Genomic DNA, 20800 nt, shown 5'->3' with positions numbered 1-20800 from the left:
AAGGGGATGAAAGCTTTCTGGCGGGCGTGCTGAATCAGACGGTTTAGACTTCCCCGATGGTATCCACAGAGTCGGGCTCTGCGTGGGAGAGATCGATACCGAGTTCTTCAGCGGCCCGGAATGACTCCTCATCCGAGTCCCGCATTTCAATGGCCTGGCCTTCAGAGGACAAGACCTCAACGTTCAGGCACAGTGACTGCATTTCCTTGACCAGCACACGGAACGATTCCGGAACGCCGGGCTCAGGAATGTTTTCACCCTTGACGATGGCCTCGTAGACCTTCACACGACCGTGCACGTCATCGGACTTGTGGGTGAGCAACTCCTGCAGCGTGTAGGCAGCACCGTAGGCCTCCAGCGCCCACACTTCCATTTCACCGAAGCGCTGACCACCGAACTGCGCCTTACCGCCCAGCGGCTGCTGGGTAATCATCGAGTACGGGCCCGTGGACCGGGCGTGAATCTTGTCGTCCACCAGGTGGTGCAACTTCAGCATGTACATATAGCCGACCGAGATTGGGTCCGGGAAGGGTTCACCGGAACGACCATCGAACAGCTGCGCCTTGCCGTTTTCACCCATCAGGCGTTCACCGTCGCGTGAAGGATTCACCGACTGCAGCAGTCCCTGAATCTCTTCGGCTTCAGCACCGTCGAAGACCGGGGTAGCCACGTTCAGTGGTCCGGTCTCACGTGGCAGGTTGGGCAGGTTGCGCAACCACTCGGGCTCGCCTTCGATCTTCCAGCCGTTGGCCGCAATCCAGCCCAGGTGTAGTTCCATCACCTGGCCGAGGTTCATACGACCCGGAACACCTAGCGGGTTCAGAATGATATCGACCGGAGTACCGTCGGCCAAGAACGGCATATCTTCCACGGGAAGGATCTTGGAGATCACACCCTTGTTACCGTGACGACCAGCCATCTTGTCACCATCGGTGATCTTACGCTTCTGAGCCACGTAGACACGGACCAGCTGGTTGACACCAACCGGCAGATCATCGTCGTCTTCGCGGTCCAGGATGCGGATACCGATCACGGTTCCGGATTCACCGTGCGGAACCTTCTTAGAGGTGTCACGAACTTCCTTGGACTTCTCGCCGAAGATGGCGCGCAACAGGCGCTCTTCGGGGGTCAGCTCGGTTTCACCCTTCGGAGTGACGCGACCGACCAGGATGTCCCCGGCCTCGACCTCGGCACCGATGTGGATGATGCCACGCTCGTCAAGCTGTGACAGCACTTCCTCGGAGACGTTGGGGATGTCGCGGGTGATCTCTTCAGCGCCCAGCTTGGTGTCACGGGCATCGATTTCGTACTCCTCAATGTGGATCGAGGTCAGCACGTCATCGGAAACCATGCGCTGGGAGAGGATGATCGCATCCTCGTAGTTGAGGCCTTCCCACGGCATGAATGCCACGAGCAGGTTCTTCCCCAGGGCCAGCTCACCGTTATCGGTGGCGGGCCCATCAGCGATGACCGACATAGTCTCCACCCGATCACCTTCGGCCACGCGCACCTGCTGGTTGTAGGCGTTGCCCTGGTTGGAGCGAGCGAACTTCTGGATCTTGTAATGGGTGGTAGTGCCATCGTCGTTCATCACGGTCACCATGTCGGCGGAAGCCTCGGTGACAACACCGGGTTTGGTGGCGGTCACGGAGTCGCCAGCGTCCAGCGCGACGTACTTCTCCATACCCGTACCCACCAACGGCGCTTCAGACTTCAACAGTGGCACCGCCTGACGCTGCATGTTCGCACCCATCAGCGCGCGGTTAGCATCGTCGTGCTCCAAGAACGGGATCAGGGCGGTGGCTGCCGAGACCATCTGACGTGGGGAGACGTCCATGTAGTCAATATCGGACGGTTCAGCCAGTACCGGTTCACCGTCACCACCGCGCTGACGACACAAGACCTGTTCTTCAGCGAAAGAGCTATCCTCGTTCAGCACCGCGTTAGCCTGGGCAATCTGGGCGTCCAGCTCGTCATCAGCGGTGAGGTACTCAACACGGTCAGTGACCTTACCGTCAATGACCTTGCGGTACGGGGTCTCAATGAAACCGAAGGCGTTGATCCGACCGAAGGTTGCCAACGAACCAATCAGCCCAATGTTGGGACCTTCTGGGGTCTCAATCGGGCACATACGACCGTAGTGCGAGGGGTGGACGTCGCGGACTTCCATTCCCGCGCGATCACGAGACAGACCACCTGGGCCCAGGGCGGAGAGACGACGCTTGTGGGTCAGACCGGCCAGTGGGTTGTTCTGGTCCATGAACTGCGAAAGCTGGGAGGTTCCGAAGAACTCCTTGATGGAAGCAACCACAGGACGGATGTTAATCAAAGTCTGAGGGGTAATAGCCTCAACGTCCTGGGTGGTCATCCGCTCGCGCACCACGCGCTCCATACGAGCCAGACCGGTGCGGATCTGGTTTTCAATCAACTCGCCGACGGCGCGAATGCGACGGTTACCGAAGTGGTCGATATCGTCCATCTCGACGCGAATATCGACCTCTTCACCGTTGTGTTGACCCTTGATGGTCTTCTCGCCAGCGTGCAGAGCACAGATGAAGTGAATCATCTGCGCCACATCCTGCTCCGTCAACACGCTCGATGCGGGGTCGGACAACGGAGCGTCGACGCCGAGCTTGCGGTTGAGCTTATACCGACCCACTTTAGCCAGATCGTAGCGTTTCTCAGTGAAGTACAGGTTAGCCAGCAGAGTTTGGGCTGGATCCACAGCTGCCGGTTCACCTGGACGCAACTTGCGGTAAATGTCCAGCAGGGCTGCCTTCTGGTCTTCGGTTTGGTCCTTTTCCAGGGTCAACCGCATGGAGTCATATTGACCGAATTCTTCGAGAATCCGGGACTCCGACCAGCCCAGGGCCTTGAGCAACACAGTCACCGGTTGCTTGCGCTTACGATCCAGGCGCACCGAGACCTGGTCGCGACGGTCAATCTCCAGCTCAAACCAGGCACCACGGGACGGGATAATCCGGGCCGAGTAGACGTCCTTATCGGTGGTCTTGTCAGGGTGGCGTTCGAAATAGGCACCCGGGGAACGCACCAGCTGGGAAACCACAACACGTTCAGTGCCGTTGATGATGAAGGTGCCTTCTTCAGTCATCAACGGGAAGTCACCCATGAACACCGTCTGTTGCTTAATTTCACCGGTGTTGTAGTTCATAAACTCCGCCTTGACGTACAGCGGAGCAGCGTAAGAGGAGTCTTTCTCCTTCGCTTCATTTTCGGTGACCTTAGGGTCAGAGAATTCCGGATCAGTGAACGACAGCGACATCGTTCCCTGGAAATCCTCAATGGGTGAGATTTCCTCGAAAATATCGGAGAGCCCGGATGTGGTAGCTACCGAATCATCACCGATTTCCTGGGCATGCGCAACACGCTGTTTCCACCGTTCGTTACCGACCAAGCGGTCGAAAGATTCGGTCTGAAGTGCTAACAGGTCGGGCACGTCCAGAGGTTCGGCAATCTTCGCGAAAGAAACTCGGCCTGCAGAGGCGGCGTGGCGAGGATTGGTAGCGGCTGAATTATTTGAGGTGCTCGAAGCGACCAAAAGAGTGATCCTTTCACAGACCTTCTGTGTACAGTTCTGACTTCCCTACACACCGTGTCGCATCCGGTGCGACACGCGAGGTTGGCCGACCCACCGCTATATGAAGGTCAAGACCGTATACCGTATATTTATCGTGGCGTGCCAGAAGGGGCTCATGACACGACACATGGAAGATAGGGATACGCAAAGAAACAGCTTATCACATTTCTATCCTGACCCCAAGCCCCTGCTGAGACACTTGTGGCCCCACGCCATCCATGGTGCGGGGCCACAAGCAGTTCAGTCGATGCTAAGCAGCTGATGCCACTGGCATTACTTCAGGGTGACGGTAGCGCCAGCACCTTCCAGCTGCTCCTTAGCCTTCTCGGCAGCTTCCTTGTCCACGCCTTCCAGCACGGGCTTCGGAGCACCATCGACCAGTTCCTTGGCGTCCTTCAGACCCAGCGAGGTCAGTGCGCGAACTTCCTTAATCACGCCGATCTTCTTGTCGCCAGCAGCTTCCAGGATAACGTCGAACTCGGACTGCTCGTCAGCAGCGTCACCGTCACCGTCGTCACCAGCAGCCGGAGCAGCAGCAGCGGCAACCGGAGCAGCAGCGGTCACGTCGAATTCTTCCTCGAATGCCTTGATGAAGTCAGACAGTTCGACCAGGGTCAGCTCTTTGAAAGTGTCCAGCAGTTCTTCAGTGGATAGCTTAGCCATGAGTGTGGCTCCTTTACGTAGTGGGTTCTCAGGTTCAAGAACTCAGATGTGAAGTTTTTGGTGTGATCAGTTGACCACGTAGTCCATCGCCTCGACGATGGGGTTAGGCGGCGTCTTCCTGCTTGGCACGCAGTGCCTCGGTCGTACGCACGGCCTTCGACAGCGGGGACTGGAACAGCGCGGCGGCCTTGGACATACCACCCTTCATTGCTCCTGCCAGCTTCGACAGCAACACCTCGCGAGATTCCAGATCCGCAAGCTTCTTAACACCCTCAACATCGAGTGCGGCACCTTCCATGTAGCCGCCCTTGATGACCAGGGCCTCATTGTCCTTGGCAAAGTCACGCATAGCCTTTGCTGCTTCAACCGGCTCACCTTCGATGAAAGCGATAGCAGTCGGACCGTTGAGTAGTCCCTCGAAGGCATCTACTCCGGCTTCTTTGGCAGCAATGTCAGCAAGCGTATTCTTCACCACGGCGTAGTGGGTGTTCTCACCGAGAGAGCGGCGCAAGGTCCTGAGCTGCTCCACGGTCAGACCACGGTACTCTGTGAGCACAGCAGCATCCGAGTTGCGGAAACGCTCCACCAACTCAGCCACTGCGGCCTCTTTTTCAGCAGTCGCCATGGCACTCCTTCCGATTGCTTCAGCCGGTACCTAACGGCTTCGACACAAAAAACGCCCCGTGCAGGCGTGCACAGGGCGCAGCAATACTGAAGATTGTGATCAGCAGTCTTCAACTGGCTTGACGTTCACACCTGCGCTGGTCGCTTTTGTGTCAAAAGCTTTATAGTCATTCCGTCGCGGCGCTCATGTTGTCAGATGGGCACCAGAATTAACGACCGGCGGTCTTTGGTGGTTAATAAGCTACCCTACCGATTCCCGCAACACCAAATCCACGCTTGGAATGAGAGCGAGATCATCAGCGGACGTGTTTGCTAGCGGGCTGAGAGTGTTGCTGGGGTTGGCCCGGTCGCTGAGACCTCCGGCGAGTTTTGATCTCATAGGCGACGAGCAACAGCACGAGCCACAGTGGTCCGACAAAGACCGCGGTACGGTACTGTTGCGACCATCCCATGATCACGACCAGGAGGGCGAAAAACACCAACACAATCCAAAACACCACCGAGGCTGCGGGAAGTTTGAAGTGAAGCTTTTCGCGTTCCTCTTGGCTGAGCTGGGCACGGAATTTGCGGTGGGTGATCATGACCATAGTCCAGTTGATCAGCGCAGCCGCCAACGCCACGGACATCAGGTACCGAAAGGCGAAATCGGGCCAGAGCATCACCACCACCACGGCGATGACGGTCACCGCCGAGGAGATGAGCACACCCCAATACGGCACGCCACGTCCGGAGACCTTGGTGAGAAACGAGGGAGCGTTTCCTTGCAGTGCCAGCGAGTACAGCATCCGAGCGTTGGAAAAAAGTCCGGAGTTATAAACGGAAATGACCGCGGTGAGCATGACCAAGTTCAGGATGTGGGCAGCTCCGGTAATGCCGACGGCATCAAAAATTTGCACGAAAGGACTGGAATGCCCGTCGATCTGGTGCCAGGGCACCACGGACATGATGACAGCCAGAGCCAAGATATAGAACAGCAGGATGCGCAGAATGACTTGGTTGATGGCTCGGGGGATGGATTGCTGCGGACGGTCAGCTTCCCCGGCAGCCACCGCCACCAGTTCGGTGCCGCCGAAGGAAAACATCACGACGGCCATGGCGGCGATGATGCCGGTCAGTCCCATGGGCATAAATCCGCCGTGGTCCCACAAGTGGCTAAAGCTGGGGTCTGGCAGTTCGGGATTGGAATTGACGCCCAGGATAACCACCACGGTGCCAAGCACAATCATGGCGATGACTGCCACAACTTTCACCACGGCGAACCAGAATTCGAATTCGCCGAAGGTTTTGACACCGACCAGGTTGATGAAGGTGATCAGCACTAAAAAGAAGGCTGCTGAGACCCAGGATGGTACCTCGGGGAGCCAGTAGTTGACGAAGGATCCGACCACCGCCAGCTCGACCATGGCTACCGCAATGTAGTTGAACCAGTAGTTCCACCCGGAGACGAAGCCAGCCCGCCGACTCCAATATTTGTGGGCATAGTGGGTAAATGCTCCGGCCACGGGCTCGTGGACGGACATCTCCCCCAAAGCACGCACCACCCAGAAGATGATGAGGCCACCGATGAGATAGGCGATGAGAATGGCGGGCCCGGCCAGACTGATGGAATCGGCAGAACCATAGAACAGCCCCGTACCAATAGCGCCGCCCAGAGCAATCATCTGAATGTGCCGATTCTTCAAGTCTCGTTTCAGACGCTGGTCGTGTTGAGCGACATCGTATGCCACAGCGGTGCTTCTTTTCTGTCGTGAGGTGGATACAGGGCGACAAAGCGTAGACGGACCTCGCAAAGGTCTAGGTCATCGGCTCTGCAGATCAGAGTACCCTCGCTCCGTGGTGTTGTGAACGCAAAATGTCAGGCGTGTTAACAACGATGTGGCTCTCTGGGGGCCTGTTGTGGGAGTGGGAGACTCTGAAAACTACTGTGGCCTTCACCGAGACAACCGGTGAAGGCCACAGCTAACGGGCTACCGGAGGGCTTTAGGCCTGTTCAGTAACAACCCGAGTGAGGTTAGGATCCACGGAGATGCCGGGGCTCTGCGTCGATGCCACGGTAACGCTGGAAATGTAGCGTCCCTTAGCGGAAGAGGGCTTGAGCCGGATAACCTCCTCCAGTGCCGCGGCGTAGTTCTGAGCCAGCTTCTCAGCATCGAAGCTGGTCTTACCGATGATGAAGTGCAGGTTGGAATGACGGTCGACGCGGAAGTCGATCTTACCGCCCTTAATATCTTCAACCGCTTTGGCAACGTTCGGGGTCACGGTTCCGGTCTTGGGGTTCGGCATCAGGTTACGGGGACCCAGGATCTTACCGAGGCGACCGACCTTACCCATCATGTCCGGGGAGGCCACGGCGGCGTCAAAATCAGTCCAACCGCCCTGGATTTTTTCGACCAGATCATCGGACCCGACGTAGTCGGCACCGGCTGCTTCGGCAGCGGCGGCGTTGTCACCGGTGGCGAAGACGACAACGGTCGCGGTCTTACCGGTACCGTTGGGAAGGTTCACGGTACCGCGAACCATTTGGTCAGCCTTGCGGGGATCCACTGACAGACGCATCGCCACATCCACGGTGGCGTTTTTCTCAGCGGGGGTAATGTCCTTCAGAAGCTTGATTGCTTCAAAGGGGCTGTACTGACGGTCTTCAATTTTGGCCGCGGCTGCCTGGTATGCTTTGCTGCGCTTTGCCATCTGCTAAATCTCCTTATGCAGTCGTGGTGTAACGGGCCGCGCTCGACCCATGCCACTGAAATGTTATGGGTGTTGTTGACGGGCAACAACGATGATCCGTATGGACCTGGTTAGTCTTCGACAGTGATACCCATCGACCGTGCAGTGCCGGCGATGATCTTGGTAGCGGCTTCAATGTCGTCAGCGTTCAGGTCAGCCATCTTGGTCTGAGCAATCTCAGCCAGCTGATCCTTGGTGACCTTACCGACCTTATCGGTGTGCGGAGTCGAAGATCCCTTGTTCACGCCGGCTGCCTTTTTGATCAGCTGCGCCGCCGGAGGGGTCTTGGTAATGAAATCGAAGGAACGGTCTTCGTAAACGGTGATTTCCACCGGGATGATGTTTCCACGCTGGGACTCTGTGGCGGCGTTGTAGGCCTTGCAGAACTCCATGATGTTCACACCATGCTGACCAAGCGCCGGACCAACCGGAGGTGCCGGATTAGCAGCACCAGCTTCAATCTGCAACTTGATCAGACCAGCGACCTTTTTCTTGGGGGCCATATTCGGGTCCTTTTCTATCGTCGTTCTTCGATCACAGGAGCGTGATCGAAGGGGTGATCACCGTGGCGCGGTGATCGAGGTCGTAGCGCCCGGCCAAAGCAACCGGGACCACGAAGTCTTTTCTACACTTTGGTCACTTCACTGAAGGACAGGGTCACCGGCGTCTCGCGTTCGAAGATGGATACCAGCACCACCAGCTGCTGGGAGTCAACTTTGACTTCCGATATGGTAGCCGGCAACGACTCGAACGGCCCTTCCTTGACGGTAACGGATTCGCCGACTTCGAAGTCGACGGTGACTTCCGGAGCCACTTCTTGCACGGCTTCCTTGGGTGCAGGTTTGCCTTCGTCCTGGGCCTTCTTCGCGGCTTCCTGCAGAATCGAAGGGGCCAACATGTCGTAGACCTCGTCTAGGCTCAGCGGCTCGGGCTCGTAGGCGTCGGCGCCGACAAATCCGGTCACGCCAGGGGTGTGGCGCACCACGCCCCAGTTTTCTTCAGTAAAGTCCATACGCACCAGCGCGTAGCCGGGAATCCGAACACGGTTGACGACCTTGCGGTTGGAGTTCTTAATCTCCACAGCTTCTTCCATGGGAACTTCGATCTCATAGATCTCGTCAGCGTCCATGGTCTGAATGCGCGTTTCCAGGTTGGTCTTGACACGACGTTCGTAGCCGGCGTAGGTGTGCACCACGTACCACTCACCAGGCTGGCGACGAAGCTTCGCGCGTAGTTCTTCGCCGATCTTCTCCAGATCGGTTTCGCCATCATCATCGCTGTCGGTCTCGGCCTCGTGAGCCTGGTCAGCTTCCTCTGTGCTTGTTACGGCGTCAGTGTCGCCAGATTCTTCAGGAGTGGATTCTGCAGACGCTTGGGCCTCAGCGACGTCGTTGCCCTCAGGGTTTGCCACGGCATCCTGGTCTGCAACGGTGTCATCGGAGGCCACAACCGACTCATCGATGGACTGTTGCTCGCGTTCTTGCTCGGACACGTGATTCCTGCTTTCCTCGGTAACTTGCTGGTCTGATGGCCGTGACAGTTGCCGGCCTGAGGCTCTTAGACAGTTTCTTGACCGCCGAAGAGGAACGACGCTCCCTGCCCAAAGAGCCAGTCCAACACAAATACCACGGCGATCACGATGATCACGAAGACCAGAACAACGCCGGTCATTTTCAGCAGTTCTTCGCGGGTCGGGGTGACGACCTTACGGATCTCATCAACGACCTGACGCAGAAACAACATGATGCGGCTGAAGAAACCACGCCGTTCGGAGCGGCTCTGGCCACCGTCCTGAGTTTCGTGCGTTGATTGTTCGGCCACGGATCCTCGCTCGGTCATCAATAAGGGTGATCTGCTGTACGCTGGCGGTTATTCCGGCAACTTACTGCGCAGGGCAGACAGGACTCGAACCTGCAACCTACGGTTTTGGAGACCGTCGCGCTACCAATTGCGCCACTGCCCTCGGTGTTCGGGGGGTATTTCACGCACCACAACAAATGGTGAGTGGACACCGAATGACTAGTCTACGATGTTGTCCGCTCATCACCAAATTGAACACGGAAGTTGCACGAAGTCGCCTATCGCCCCGGTATCTGTCAGACGGTTTCAAGTATTGTAAAGAGTGGCTGGTGTCCCCGCCCTCGGTCGGTGATGGCTCAGAAGAAAACGGGTACGAGTATCCTCGCCTGCTTCGCCGACGGTAGCCGGTGTCACTCAGCGTGTGAAGGCAGAACAATATGTCGAAGGGACCTACATCATGGTTGAACCCGCCCGCCGCGTTTCCGCTCGGTTAAATGCCATCACCGAGTCCGCCACTCTGGCGGTGACCGCGAAAGCCAAAGAGCTCAAGGCCGCTGGTCGCGAGGTGATTGGATTTGGCGCTGGAGAACCAGATTTTCCCACTCCTGACTACATCGTTCGCGCCGCGGAGGAAGCTACCACCGATCCGGTCAACCATCGCTACTCCCCTGCCGGTGGGTTGCCCGAGCTCAAAGAAGCCATTATTAACAAGACACAACGTGATTCGAAGCTGAGCTACCAGTCGCAGGAGGTGTTGGTCACCAATGGGGCTAAGCAAGCGGTGTACAACACCTTCGCTGCTCTGCTGGACCCAGCCGATGAGGTGCTGGTGCCTGCACCTTATTGGACGACCTATCCCGAATCAATCAAGTTGGCCGGTGGAGTCCCGGTCGATGTGTTTGCCGGCCCGGAGGCCGATTACTTGGTCACCGTCGACCAGCTCGAGGCTGCTCGCACCGAACAAACCAAAGTGGTGCTCTTCGTCTCACCGTCGAACCCCACCGGAGCCGTGTACTCGCGCGAACAGACCCGTGCCATTGGCGAGTGGGCCCTGGAACACGGTTTGTGGGTGGTTACCGACGAGATCTACGAGCACCTGCTCTACGATGGGGCCGAAGCACAGTCCATAGTTTCGGTCGTCCCCGAGCTCAAGGACCAGACCATCATCCTCAATGGTGTGGCCAAAACCTACGCGATGACCGGGTGGCGTGTTGGTTGGATGCTGGGCCCGGTCGACGTCATCAAGGCAGCCACCAACCTGCAATCTCATGCCACCTCGAACGTCGCTAATGTTTCTCAGCGGGCTGCCATTGCCGCATTGAATGGTTCGTTGGAGGCCGTCGAAGAGATGCGCCAGGCCTTCGATCGTCGTCGACAAAAGATCGTACAGATGCTCAACGAGGTGCCCGGATTCTCCTGCCCGACACCGCGTGGCGCGTTCTACGTCTACGTCGATGCCCGCGACGCACTGGGCCGGAAGATCAACGGCCGTGTCGCCGAAACGTCACAGGATTTGGCCACCATCATCCTTGAGGAGGCCGAGGTCGCGGTGGTTCCCGGTGAAGCGTTCGGTCCCTCCGGGTTTTTGCGACTGTCTTATGCACTGTCGGACGAGGACCTCGAAGAAGGCACCTCTCGCCTTCTGCGTTTGTTCTCCTAAGACCGCCCACGACCGATAGTCGCACCGGAGAAAAACTACTAGCCTGGAAAGTGTCTGGGATAACCCATCAGGGTTGTACCCGGGATTTCTGAGCGGTTTTCTTGACTGTTTTGACGAAAGGATACCCCTGGTGCGCATCGGAATCTTAACCTCTGGCGGAGATTGTCCCGGGCTCAACGCCGTGATCCGGTCAGCGGTGTTGCACGGCATCAAGTCTTTCGACGACGAGCTAGTGGGAATTCGCAACGGCTGGACCGGACTTATTGACAAAGACTATTTCGAGCTCCCCCGCCAGGTGGTTCGGGGCTTGGCACGCACCGGAGGCACCATTCTTGGTACCTCCCGCACCCACCCGTATAATGCTGAAGGCGGTGGGCCGGAGAATATCAAGCGCAATATGGAAGACATGGGACTCGGCGCGCTGATCGTCATCGGCGGAGAAGGCACCCTCGCCGGGGCGCAACGACTCTACCAGGACGGGATCAACCTGGTAGGAGTGCCGAAAACCATCGATAACGACCTGCGTGGCACCGACTACACATTCGGGTTCGACACGGCACTGTCGATTGCTACCGATGCGATGGACCGGTTACGCACCACCGGTGAGTCGCACCACCGGTGCATGGTCGCTGAGGTGATGGGACGTCACGTTGGCTGGATCGCATTGCACTCAGGCCTCTCCGCCGGCGCCCACGCAATCTTAATCCCAGAATTCCCAACCCCGATGGAGCAGGTCAGCGAATGGGTCACACAGGTGCACGAACGCGGTCGGTCGCCACTTGTTGTCGTGGCTGAGGGGTTCATCCCTGAAGGCCACACCGATCCAGTGGCAGAGGCCGGGGTGGAAGCATCCGGCCGCCCGCGACTGGGTGGAATTGGAGAGTGGGTCACCCACCAGATCGAGGATCTAACCGGCATCGAGACCCGCAACACCGTTTTGGGACACATTCAACGTGGCGGGGCACCCACCGGATATGATCGGGTGCTCTCAACCCGATTCGGCATGGCCGCCATCGATCTGATCCATCGCGGACACTACGGTCGCATGGTGTCTTTGGCCGGTACTGAGATCGTCGACGTTGACTTGGACCAAGCTCTGGCCGGTTTGAAAGAAGTCCCCCAGCAACGCTACGACGAGGCGAAGGTTCTTTTTGGTCGATAATCCACGCATGCACCCGACCGATCCCTCGGATCAGCACAAACGTGTGATCCTGTTAGCCTGGGCCACCTCCATGGGGGCGGACCCCCAGCAGGTGCTAACCGTCGCGGACCAGCCCGGCTCCGGACCCCACCGTTTTCCCGTGCTCTCCGACCACGCCGATTCGAAGATCGCCAGCGTGATTCGGATTTACAACATCACGTTCATCTACGGTCCGTCCTGGTTTCTACAGGCCGCCAATGAGATTGATGACGAAATTCTCCCCCTGGAATCCACACTCATTCGTCTCGGCGCCTCGCACGGGGCACGCTCGCTGGGAGAAACCACGCTGTACTATGCCGAGGACCTCCCCGAGACCAGCGGGTCGGATGCGGTAGCGATCAGTGAGGACCGCGAATTTATCACTGAGTTAGAAGCCAGGTGTCCTTCCGACGATGTGGGGGCAGCCGCACTGTCGCAAACCGCGCAAACCTTTGCGGTGGTCTCCGACCAAGACCCCGGAAATCTGCAGGTGGTCGCCGGTTCCGGTTACGAGGAATGGGCGTCGCTAATCGCGGATCTCACGGTGTTGGTTGACCCGGATTTCCGGGGCCACGGCTTAGGCACCTACGCCGTCGCCGTCGCCGCCGAAGAGGCCTTCATGGCGGGCCTGATCCCCCAGTGGCGGGCTGCCATGGGCCACCGCGCGGCCCAACGGATGGCTGATGCCATGGGCTTCCAACTCAGTGGTTCCCAGACCACCCTTAAATTTGAGGCAACCGAATCCCACGCCGGATAGCCAGTGGGAGGCTGGAGCAACAGAACACCCTAAAGCCCTGGATGGGCGCTACGAGCGTGAGGTGCCGGGGCGTTGACGTCGTAGATTCATCAAACCGGTGGGTCGCCCCACGGTATTGCCGGCATCTGTGGCCACCAGGACTTGTTGCGTCGCTGCCATATAGGTGTAGTCGGGTGCATCCTCGGCACCGTTCGGGGCGTGGTCGTCGGCGTGATCTGCGGGGAGCTGTTCCCGGATGAGCAACTCTGCCTTAGGGTCCACCGCCCGTTTGATGACTGCCAAGGCGATGGGTCCCATTTCGTGGTGATGGCCCACGGAGGTGACCCGCCCCAGCGCGCGAGCTTTGTCGAGCCTGGCGCGGTCGGCACCGGTTTCGCCACCCTCGGGGCGCAGAATGACATCCGCGCCGGGTTCGGGTAGCCCGTGAACCGAGCCGTCGAGAAGAAGTTGCACCAGTCTGCGGGGCGGATGGCCGAGATTATGAACACGGGCCACGGTTTCCTGCCCCTTATAGCAACCTTTATTCAGGTGCACCGCGGTGCGGAGCAAGTCTAGCTCATGGGGAATAGAACGCTCGTCGGTATCAACCAATTGACGAGGTCGCCCCGCGGCGACGCGTAGTGCTTCAGCACTCATCATGCCCGCCCAACGGTAGCCGTCAGGCAACAACTGCTCATCACGGTTCGAGCCGCCCAGCGCGGACCGGTCCACTAGGTATTCGTACCAGGACCAGTCCACTCCCGGGTGGTCATCAGGGTCGACGTCCGGGGTATAGGCGTATCCGCCCGGACCGATGTGTGGCCAGGGATCCTGCCAGCACGGGGTCGCGTCCCATCCGGACACTGGGGCGGTCGTGGCCACGACAGCCAGGTCGTCGCTACGGTCGGCAATCTCTACCCGGGAGGCAAACTTCATCGCCTCCAACCATCCGGCCAGGGAGGCACCCAGCCCGGGTTCTACGGTCATCCAGGTCGTCTCGCCGTCGTCAACCAGGTGTACCTGGAAGTCCAAGCGCCCGTGCAGGTCCAAGAATAAGGTCTCAGTGGAGGTTCCCGGTGGCAGGGTCGCCAGATCCTGGGAGCTCAGCACGTGCAATAATTGCAACCGGTCAGCTCCGCTGATGGTCACCACGCCACGGTGACAGAGATCCACCACGGCCCGCCCCCGGTCCAGCGCACGTTGTTCGGCAATGGGATGGCCATAGTGAGCAGCAACGGGCTCATCCACCCCGCCAGCGGCCACGGCGCCGGGCACTGCCGTGGGTGGTAGCAACAGCGGTGACGGATCGGGAACAGTGCGTGTCGTATCGGGTTCAGTCAGCATCGGTGAGATGAGCTCAGGATAGATCGTGTTTTCCCGGGGTATGGACGGTGCCGGGAGCAAGCCGGCCATCGGTGAGACTCTTCATGCGGTCCAGGCTGGCCGAGGCGTGCGGTTGCGCCGAGGACGATGCGGTCTCTTTCACATCCCAGCGCCAGAACAGCTGGCCGTTAACGAGTCCCAGGATGCGTTCGGCGCTGTGGTACTGGCCCGTCAGCTCCCCGCGCATCACGGTCTCGGCGCGCAGGCTAATCTGCGGACCACGCACCACGCCGTAATACAGCTCGCTGAGTGATCCCGGGTGCGTGATGGTAGCCGTGATAGGGAATTCGTCCTCCGAGAACCGCAGCGATTCCACATCATCAGCCGACCGGTAGGCCGGCACCACATCGGCGGGTTTCATCCCGGGACCCACATCGGCGTCGTGGCGTTCGCGCGCCAGAGACCAGAAGCCGGTTTCGATCGTCAACGGGCGAATCAAGGTGGCGTCGGCTTCACACAGCCAGGACTCGGCACGATATTCCAGGAAGGGCAACCCGTACTCGGTGAAATCAACCCTTTGGTAAAAGATCTCGTCAGACTCTGTGCCTTGGCCGAGTCGGCCCTGCCCCTCCCAGGAACCGATCAGCCAGCTCAGTGGTGCCAGCTCGGGAACGAGGTCTACCGGCAGTTCCATCACCATAGAAACGAGGTACTCCTACATCATCCTGGGCGCCTGGCCACGGGGCGAACGCCCAGGATCAGATTGCGACGGCTACTTTTGTCCTTTGAACAGCCCAGCGATCACCAGCACGGCGACGGCGGCCATGCTTAGTGCAATCAGGCCCAGCAACACAAGGAAGAAAATTTCAAGTGCGAGAAGATTCATAACCCCTATCCTACTGCACTGACCCGGCTACGACCGATCCTTACGGGTCGAGGCCCGGGTGTTCGACCACCAGCTTTAGTGACGACGTTGGATGTGGCGCCCTTCATGATCGGCGTGGAGCCACTGGTCGGCAAATTCTCCGGCGGTGAACGCCTCCAGATCCTCGTTGACAACTTCCAGCAGTTCTTGGTCTCCGCCAGTGTCGACGATGTCCAGGCTCAGTAAGGGCTTTTCGGTCTCACGATCACGGATCACCACCGCGTCGCCGATAACTTCGGAACCTGCGCCAGGACCCGAAAAAGCCGCGGTGAGGACTCCCCCGATGAAACGAAACACTCGTTCCACCCGGTCACGACCGGCTGGTTCCAGAGCGACGGTGAAAAATTCGTGTGCCGGGCGTCGGGCTTGCTCGACCGAGAGCTCGCGAGAAAATTCAGTCATGTCACTACCCTAAGGCTTTTAGATCAATGCGGGCACTACCCAGACGGTGAAATACAGCAGGATGCCCAGCCCCAGCACGGGAACCATGCCCACTGCGATCGCCGACACCGGTGCATCGCGGATTTCGATGGGGGGTGCGCCCAGGGACTGGAGTTCGGCGGTGGTGCGCCGACCCAGCACATACACCATGTGGTGAACCAGTACGACCATCAAGGCTCCGACCCCGGCGGCAATGACGGTAGGAACAGAAAGTACCAGCGGGTGAGGCAGCTGCAACGCGGTGGTGGCGGCGATACCTGCCACGATCCCTAGGGCACTAGCAAGAAAACGTTGGATGGGAAACAGCGAGACCACACCGGCCACCATCACGCCGATGAGTGCGGTGAAAGCCAACCAGTTCAGGCCCCCAACTTGTTGGGTGGCCTCGATCTCGGCTCCGTAACCGGCGTAGCGCAGGATCCGGTCAACGTCCATGCGGGCAATCAGCGACCACAGTCCGGTCGCGGCCATGATGGAGATCGACACGATTGCCAGTCCCAGACGTGGCGGACGGTTTCCATTTTGCGGTCCCGCGATTAATTCGGTGACGAACAGCGCGATCAGGCCCAGCGATAAGGTGATCGCCACCGGGGCCATCCAAAGGTCCGGGCGTGCCATCTCGAAGGAATAATTCCCGCTGAACCGGGTGTCCTCAGGCAACAGGGCCAATAACCAGGTGGAGATCATCCCCACGGCGGCAATCACGGCGATGAGCAGCACTGTCAAACGTCCCTTGACGAGTCGAGCAAGACCCACGCTGAAGACAATAACCAGGACGGTGACAACCCCGGGCACAGCCCACCGGGCCACGTCGTTGGTCATCAGCACAGCCAGGGAGAGACCCGCACCCGCCAGTAAGGTTCCTAAAGCCGCATATATTAAACGCACGTTTTCATTCTGTCATGGCCTCGGACTCTCGCCGGGATTTCGTGTCTCAGCAAACTTTGGCCTGCAGGCGGACACCGGTACTGTGGAGGCTATGAACTCCCTGCAGGTGCGTGACCACGATCTTAATTCCCAAGAGCTCAGTTATCTTCAGGCCTTGGCAGCCCTGGGGCTTCGCGCAGATAATAATGAGCCATTTTCTGATCAAACCTGGGTCGAGATCCGTAGCGGTCGAGCTGTGGTGTTCACCGCGGACTCTACCTCTCATCCTGGATGGGCGGTCGCGGCGGCACTGGTTGGCCAGGGAAACGCTGAGAACCCATATCTCGTGGAGATGGTGGTTCATCCCCAAGAACGCGAGCGCGGTCTCGGCTGTGCTGTGGCGGATAAAATCGCCTCGTATCTTCAGCAAAACGCGCCCGCCGACGCGCTGGTGACCGCCTGGAGTCACGGCAATCACGAAGCTGCGAATATTTTGGCCCAGCGGTATGGTCTTGCCCCGGTCCGTGAGCTGTGGCGGATGGGGCTCATCGGCTCTGAAGGGTCCCACTGGCCAGATCACCCGCCGCAAGGTTATCGGTTCCGGACCTTCGTACCCGACCAGGATGAGCGTGCCTGGCTCGAGGTGAACGCCGCGGCCTTCGTGGATCATCCCGAGCAGGGCAAAATGACCCTTCAGGATCTGCAGTCACGGATGAAACAGGACTGGTTCAGCGCTGATGGGTTTTTTGTGGCTGAGCAGGAAGATACCGGAGACATGGCGGGATTTCACTGGACGAAGGTGGTTCCCGGTGCTGAGTCCGGAGAGGTTTATGCCGTCGGTGTTTCCCCCGAGGCTCAAGGTAGCGGACTGGGACGAGCACTCACCGCACGCGGGATGAACCATCTTGTCGAAAATGGTCTCACTCATTTGGTGCTCTATGTCGATGCGGACAATACACCCGCGACAAAATTGTATGACTCGTTAGGGTTTTCTGTGGAGAATGTCGATGTCATGTTTTCGTCGACGACGTCCCGACATCATGTCCAGGAGAATGATTCGTGAGTTCGGTAGCCGAATATATTCAGGATCTCACCGCTCAACGTACCTCATCTGCGGTGGAAGATCCCGGTCCAGCATCTGACATCGTCGCCTGTGGAATCCTCCCTTGGCGTTGCGAGCGTGGCGCGCTCGAAGTCTTATTAATTCACCGTCCCCGGTACGACGACTGGTCGTGGCCCAAAGGCAAACTCGATGAGGAGGAGACTCTACCCGAGTGCGCGATTCGCGAAACACGAGAGGAGATTAATCTCGACGTCGAGTTGGGCATCCCTCTGCCGATCATCCGGTACCAGGTGGAGGGAAAGTCAAAAGAAGTCTGGTACTGGGCGGCTGAAGTCACCACGCAGCAGCCCCGTGCTGATCAGGGTGAAGTCGATCGGGTGGAATGGCTTTCCGTAGAGCAGGCTCGTCAACGGTTGACCAATGACAATGACCACCAGCCTCTCGACGCCCTGGTTGAAGCATTCGAGAATAAGACGTTGAGAACGCGTCCCTGCCTGTTTTTACGTCACGCCAAAGCCAAACCACGCTCCAGCTGGTCGCGGGCCGAATCGGAACGCCCACTGGCGGCCACCGGGCGTCGTCAGGCCTGGACCGTAAAACGCCTGCTGGAGGCCTGGTCGCCACAGCGAGTGATCTCCTCGCCCTGGGTCCGTTGCATGCAGACTGTGGCGCCTTTCGCCAAGCAGGCTAAGCGAAACGTCAAACAACGCGATATTCTCACCGAAAAGCAAGCCGGTAAGAAGGCATCGAAAGCCACCAAAGAGTTCCTGGCGCAACTTGGTAAGAACCGCCCGCGGGTCATCTGCACTCATCGGCCCGTTTTCCCGCGTATTTTTGAGGCTATCAAGGCACACCTCAAAAAGTACGCCGAGTCTAAAGACCTACGAGACCGGTTACTCAACGCCCTGCCAACGGACAACCCCTACGTTAGCCCTGGCGCGGTGATTGTGGTGCATCAGGCCGTGGATCGCCAGCTACGTATTGTGTCCGTCGAGATCTACGATTCCTACGACCTTTAACGCAGATAGTGACGTCTGCCGGGGACATGCCGGTAGGATTCAGGACAAGAACTATTCGGAGTGAGGAAACTGAGATGACTGAGGTACAGCCCGGATCCGAGAACCAACCGGCCAAGAACGTCCATCCTGGAGCAACCATCAGATTGTCTGAGTCCAATGATCGGTTTGAGCTGTGGGACAACGGCGAATTCATCGGCTTTCTCGGATTCAGTGTAAACCCCTCTACCGATGAGAATGGCCGTGAAGTCCTGCACCTGCAACACACCATCATCTCCGAAAAATATGGGCGCCAGGGGTACGCACGCGCCCTGGTCACCATGGTGTTAGATCAATTGCGTAAAGATCACGTGCAGGTCATCTCCAGTTGCTCCTATATTGACCGTTACTTGCAACGCTACCCGGAATATCAAGACATGGTCGTTGACTGACACCGACGATAAACCGATTTCAGCACACCTCCCAATACACCCCATAACCTTCAGGAAGAGGCTACCGACGTGTCTGCGTCAGCTGAGGATATTGTCACGCCCTACGAGGACCTTTTGGCCGATGTTCTGAAGCATGGAACCGCCAAAACCGATCGCACCGGAACCGGCACCTATTCGGTGTTCGGACGTCAGATGCGGTTCGATTTGAGCTCCTCGTTCCCGTTGATCACCACTAAACGGGTCCACTTCAAGTCCGTGGTGCTCGAGCTGCTGTGGTTCCTGCGTGGTGAATCCAATGTGCGGTGGTTGCAAGAACGTGGCGTGACCATCTGGAATGAATGGGCCGATGAAAACGGCGATTTGGGGCCGGTCTACGGTGTCCAGTGGCGATCATGGCCCACTCCCAGTGGCGAGACCATTGATCAGATCAGCCAGCTGATGCAGAATCTGAAAACGTCCCCGGACTCCCGTCGGCACGTGGTGACCGCATGGAACCCGGGACAGCTCAGCGAAATGGCGCTTCCGGCCTGTCACGCACTCTTCCAGTTTTATGTCGCTCCGACGGCTGACGGTTCGACCCCAGTGCTGTCCTGCCAGCTGTACCAGCGCTCGGCCGATATGTTCTTGGGAGTCCCATTCAACATTGCGGAATACTCATTGCTGACGCTGATGATCGCCGACCAGTTGGGATACCAACCCGGTGAATTCATCTGGACTGGCGGTGACACCCACATTTACACCAATCACGTGGACCAGGTGAAAGAACAGCTCACCCGGGCGCCCTACCCGTACCCGCGGGTGCGGATCCGGCGAACACCGCAGGACTTGTTCAGCTATGAGTTCGAGGACTTTGAACTCCTCGATTACCAGCACCACCCGACCATTAAGGCTCCCGTTGCAGTCTGATCACATCTCAACCGAAACCCCATCGACACCTCAGCGCCCACGGATCGGGATGATCTGGGCCCAAACCTCCACCGGGATCATCGGCGATCAAGGGGGCATGCCCTGGGACGTTCCGGAAGATCTCAAACACTTCCAACGTGTCACCACCGGCCACCCGGTGGTGATGGGACGTCGCACCTGGGAGTCGTTCCCCGAAAAGTTCCGCCCGTTGCCGAACCGGGATAATATCGTGGTCTCCTCGTCTCTGGACCCCGACGAGGCGTCAGGTGCCAGTGTGTTCACCGACCTCGACGCGGCGCTGGATGCCGCCATCGAGCGCGCCGAGAACGGAGAAGTCTGGATCATCGGCGGAGCAACCCTCTATGTGGCGTTGCTACACCGTGCAGACCTCATCCAACGTTCCCTGCTTCGCGTCAACGTTGGCGGAGACACTAAAGCGCCTGAACTCGATGAAGCCTGGCACCTGACCCAGGCCGATCCCGAAAACCCCGAGCAGTGGCACCGTTCCCGGTCTGGAGTGGACTACCGGTTTGAACTCTGGGAAAGGACCACTGCTGATGGCTGAGCACGACACCTCCTCATCCACGCACTCCACGGACCCGGGGACGACAACAGATAGGGCCCAGGTGCTGACCTTTTTGGCCTTGATCGCTGCTCCCATTCTCGCCGTCGTCAGCGCCGGGATGGGACTGGTGCTGATCTTGACCGAACGAACCATCGCCGGAGTGATTTTCATTCTGATTCCCACCCAGGCATTTCTTGCCCTGGGTATTTGGGCCTATACGGCCCGAAAACGTAATTTTTCCCACAGTTCCTCGCCATCCCAGTCGGTAGAATAGA

21 protein-coding genes and 1 tRNA gene are annotated in these 20800 nt (G+C 58.5%); 9 read left to right on the top strand and 13 right to left on the bottom strand.

Annotation, left to right across the window (positions count from 1 at the left end; translation table 11 throughout):
• Positions 1-43: 43 nt before the first annotated feature.
• The 9 genes from rpoB to QDX22_RS11380 form a co-directional block, all read right to left on the bottom strand.
• Positions 44-3559 carry a DNA-directed RNA polymerase subunit beta gene (gene rpoB / locus QDX22_RS11420; protein ID WP_110110267.1) on the bottom strand — a complete coding sequence of 1172 codons (3516 nt, stop codon included), beginning with the start codon at positions 3557-3559 and terminating at the stop codon, positions 44-46.
• A 312-nt stretch (positions 3560-3871) separates the two neighbouring features.
• Positions 3872-4261 (bottom strand): 50S ribosomal protein L7/L12, encoded by a 390-nt coding sequence (gene rplL, locus QDX22_RS11415; RefSeq protein ID WP_110097939.1) that lies wholly within the window; start codon positions 4259-4261, stop codon positions 3872-3874.
• A 103-nt stretch (positions 4262-4364) separates the two neighbouring features.
• On the bottom strand, positions 4365-4886 hold the full coding sequence (gene rplJ / locus QDX22_RS11410) for a 50S ribosomal protein L10 (RefSeq protein ID WP_110097940.1): 522 nt from the start codon (positions 4884-4886) through the stop codon (positions 4365-4367).
• Positions 4887-5181: 295 nt separating this feature from the next.
• Positions 5182-6612: an amino acid permease gene (locus QDX22_RS11405; RefSeq protein WP_246840108.1), complete on the bottom strand. Its 1431-nt coding sequence runs from the start codon at positions 6610-6612 to the stop codon at positions 5182-5184.
• Positions 6613-6865: 253 nt separating this feature from the next.
• Entirely contained in the window at positions 6866-7573 is a 708-nt protein-coding gene (rplA, locus tag QDX22_RS11400; RefSeq protein WP_110110266.1) for a 50S ribosomal protein L1, read from the bottom strand.
• Positions 7574-7683: 110 nt separating this feature from the next.
• A complete protein-coding gene (gene rplK, locus QDX22_RS11395) occupies positions 7684-8115 on the bottom strand; it encodes a 50S ribosomal protein L11 (protein WP_110100642.1) in 432 nt (143 codons plus the stop codon).
• A 122-nt stretch (positions 8116-8237) separates the two neighbouring features.
• Complete coding sequence (nusG, locus tag QDX22_RS11390; RefSeq protein ID WP_110110265.1) at positions 8238-9104, bottom strand: transcription termination/antitermination protein NusG; 867 nt, start codon at positions 9102-9104, stop codon at positions 8238-8240.
• 65 nt (positions 9105-9169) lie between these two features.
• A complete protein-coding gene (gene secE / locus QDX22_RS11385) occupies positions 9170-9433 on the bottom strand; it encodes a preprotein translocase subunit SecE (protein ID WP_233242832.1) in 264 nt (87 codons plus the stop codon).
• A 69-nt stretch (positions 9434-9502) separates the two neighbouring features.
• Positions 9503-9575: transfer RNA gene (locus QDX22_RS11380), tRNA-Trp, on the bottom strand.
• 294 nt (positions 9576-9869) lie between these two features.
• Between QDX22_RS11380 and QDX22_RS11375 the strand changes: the two genes are divergently transcribed.
• The 3 genes from QDX22_RS11375 (at position 9870) to QDX22_RS11365 (ending at position 13009) form a co-directional block, all read left to right on the top strand.
• On the top strand, positions 9870-11072 hold the full coding sequence (locus QDX22_RS11375) for a pyridoxal phosphate-dependent aminotransferase (RefSeq protein WP_110110264.1): 1203 nt from the start codon (positions 9870-9872) through the stop codon (positions 11070-11072).
• 130 nt (positions 11073-11202) lie between these two features.
• Positions 11203-12234, top strand: coding sequence for a 6-phosphofructokinase (locus tag QDX22_RS11370; protein WP_110110263.1), 1032 nt, complete (start codon positions 11203-11205; stop codon positions 12232-12234).
• Positions 12224-13009: a GNAT family N-acetyltransferase gene (locus QDX22_RS11365; RefSeq protein WP_148707485.1), complete on the top strand. Its 786-nt coding sequence runs from the start codon at positions 12224-12226 to the stop codon at positions 13007-13009. Before QDX22_RS11370 ends, QDX22_RS11365 begins: the two co-directional genes overlap by 11 nt.
• Positions 13010-13057: 48 nt before the next feature.
• Here the strand turns inward: QDX22_RS11365 and ygfZ are convergent, their stop codons facing one another.
• The 4 genes from ygfZ to QDX22_RS11345 form a co-directional block, all read right to left on the bottom strand.
• Entirely contained in the window at positions 13058-14332 is a 1275-nt protein-coding gene (gene ygfZ, locus QDX22_RS11360) for a CAF17-like 4Fe-4S cluster assembly/insertion protein YgfZ (RefSeq protein ID WP_279723923.1), read from the bottom strand.
• Between the two features lie 13 nt (positions 14333-14345).
• Positions 14346-15011 (bottom strand): nitrobindin family protein, encoded by a 666-nt coding sequence (locus QDX22_RS11355; RefSeq protein ID WP_110110261.1) that lies wholly within the window; start codon positions 15009-15011, stop codon positions 14346-14348.
• Positions 15012-15272: 261 nt separating this feature from the next.
• The gene (locus QDX22_RS11350; protein WP_110097949.1) at positions 15273-15638 is read right to left on the bottom strand and encodes a hypothetical protein; all 366 of its coding nucleotides are present in this window, start codon (positions 15636-15638) and stop codon (positions 15273-15275) included.
• A gap of 18 nt (positions 15639-15656) precedes the next feature.
• A complete protein-coding gene (locus QDX22_RS11345; protein ID WP_279674836.1) occupies positions 15657-16565 on the bottom strand; it encodes a hypothetical protein in 909 nt (302 codons plus the stop codon).
• A 91-nt stretch (positions 16566-16656) separates the two neighbouring features.
• On the opposite strand from QDX22_RS11345, the gene mshD reads away from it, so the two are divergent.
• From mshD to QDX22_RS11315, 6 genes are all read left to right on the top strand, one after another.
• On the top strand, positions 16657-17607 hold the full coding sequence (gene mshD / locus QDX22_RS11340) for a mycothiol synthase (protein WP_279672812.1): 951 nt from the start codon (positions 16657-16659) through the stop codon (positions 17605-17607).
• Entirely contained in the window at positions 17604-18626 is a 1023-nt protein-coding gene (locus QDX22_RS11335; RefSeq protein ID WP_246840106.1) for an NUDIX hydrolase, read from the top strand. Before mshD ends, QDX22_RS11335 begins: the two co-directional genes overlap by 4 nt.
• Positions 18627-18700: 74 nt before the next feature.
• Positions 18701-19054: a GNAT family N-acetyltransferase gene (locus QDX22_RS11330; protein WP_110100648.1), complete on the top strand. Its 354-nt coding sequence runs from the start codon at positions 18701-18703 to the stop codon at positions 19052-19054.
• 69 nt (positions 19055-19123) lie between these two features.
• Positions 19124-19960 carry a thymidylate synthase gene (locus tag QDX22_RS11325; protein ID WP_166769858.1) on the top strand — a complete coding sequence of 279 codons (837 nt, stop codon included), beginning with the start codon at positions 19124-19126 and terminating at the stop codon, positions 19958-19960.
• Positions 19890-20525, top strand: coding sequence for a dihydrofolate reductase (locus QDX22_RS11320; RefSeq protein ID WP_110110257.1), 636 nt, complete (start codon positions 19890-19892; stop codon positions 20523-20525). The genes QDX22_RS11325 and QDX22_RS11320 overlap by 71 nt, the downstream gene beginning before the upstream one ends.
• Complete coding sequence (locus QDX22_RS11315) at positions 20518-20799, top strand: NF038396 family protein (protein WP_221040954.1); 282 nt, start codon at positions 20518-20520, stop codon at positions 20797-20799. Before QDX22_RS11320 ends, QDX22_RS11315 begins: the two co-directional genes overlap by 8 nt.
• Position 20800: the final 1 nt, after the last annotated feature.

Origin of the sequence: Auritidibacter ignavus (genome assembly GCF_029853775.1) — a bacterium.
Taxonomy (GTDB): domain Bacteria; phylum Actinomycetota; class Actinomycetes; order Actinomycetales; family Micrococcaceae; genus Auritidibacter; species Auritidibacter ignavus.
This window is presented reverse-complemented; position numbering and strand designations above follow the sequence as displayed.

Bases quoted from the DNA above. Each gene is read 5' to 3' on its own strand.
- rplL (WP_110097939.1), bottom strand. From the start codon at position 4,261: ATGGCTAAGCTATCCACTGAAGAACTGCTGGACACTTTCAAAGAGCTG.
- rplJ (WP_110097940.1), bottom strand. From the start codon at position 4,886: ATGGCGACTGCTGAAAAAGAGGCCGCAGTGGCTGAGTTGGTGGAGCGT.
- rplA (WP_110110266.1), bottom strand. From the start codon at position 7,573: ATGGCAAAGCGCAGCAAAGCATACCAGGCAGCCGCGGCCAAAATTGAA.
- rplK (WP_110100642.1), bottom strand. From the start codon at position 8,115: ATGGCCCCCAAGAAAAAGGTCGCTGGTCTGATCAAGTTGCAGATTGAA.
- QDX22_RS11375 (WP_110110264.1), top strand. From the start codon at position 9,870: ATGGTTGAACCCGCCCGCCGCGTTTCCGCTCGGTTAAATGCCATCACC.
- ygfZ (WP_279723923.1), bottom strand. From the start codon at position 14,332: ATGCTGACTGAACCCGATACGACACGCACTGTTCCCGATCCGTCACCG.
- QDX22_RS11355 (WP_110110261.1), bottom strand. From the start codon at position 15,011: ATGGTGATGGAACTGCCGGTAGACCTCGTTCCCGAGCTGGCACCACTG.
- QDX22_RS11350 (WP_110097949.1), bottom strand. From the start codon at position 15,638: ATGACTGAATTTTCTCGCGAGCTCTCGGTCGAGCAAGCCCGACGCCCG.
- mshD (WP_279672812.1), top strand. From the start codon at position 16,657: ATGAACTCCCTGCAGGTGCGTGACCACGATCTTAATTCCCAAGAGCTC.
- QDX22_RS11330 (WP_110100648.1), top strand. From the start codon at position 18,701: ATGACTGAGGTACAGCCCGGATCCGAGAACCAACCGGCCAAGAACGTC.
- QDX22_RS11320 (WP_110110257.1), top strand. From the start codon at position 19,890: ATGAGTTCGAGGACTTTGAACTCCTCGATTACCAGCACCACCCGACCA.
- QDX22_RS11315 (WP_221040954.1), top strand. From the start codon at position 20,518: ATGGCTGAGCACGACACCTCCTCATCCACGCACTCCACGGACCCGGGG.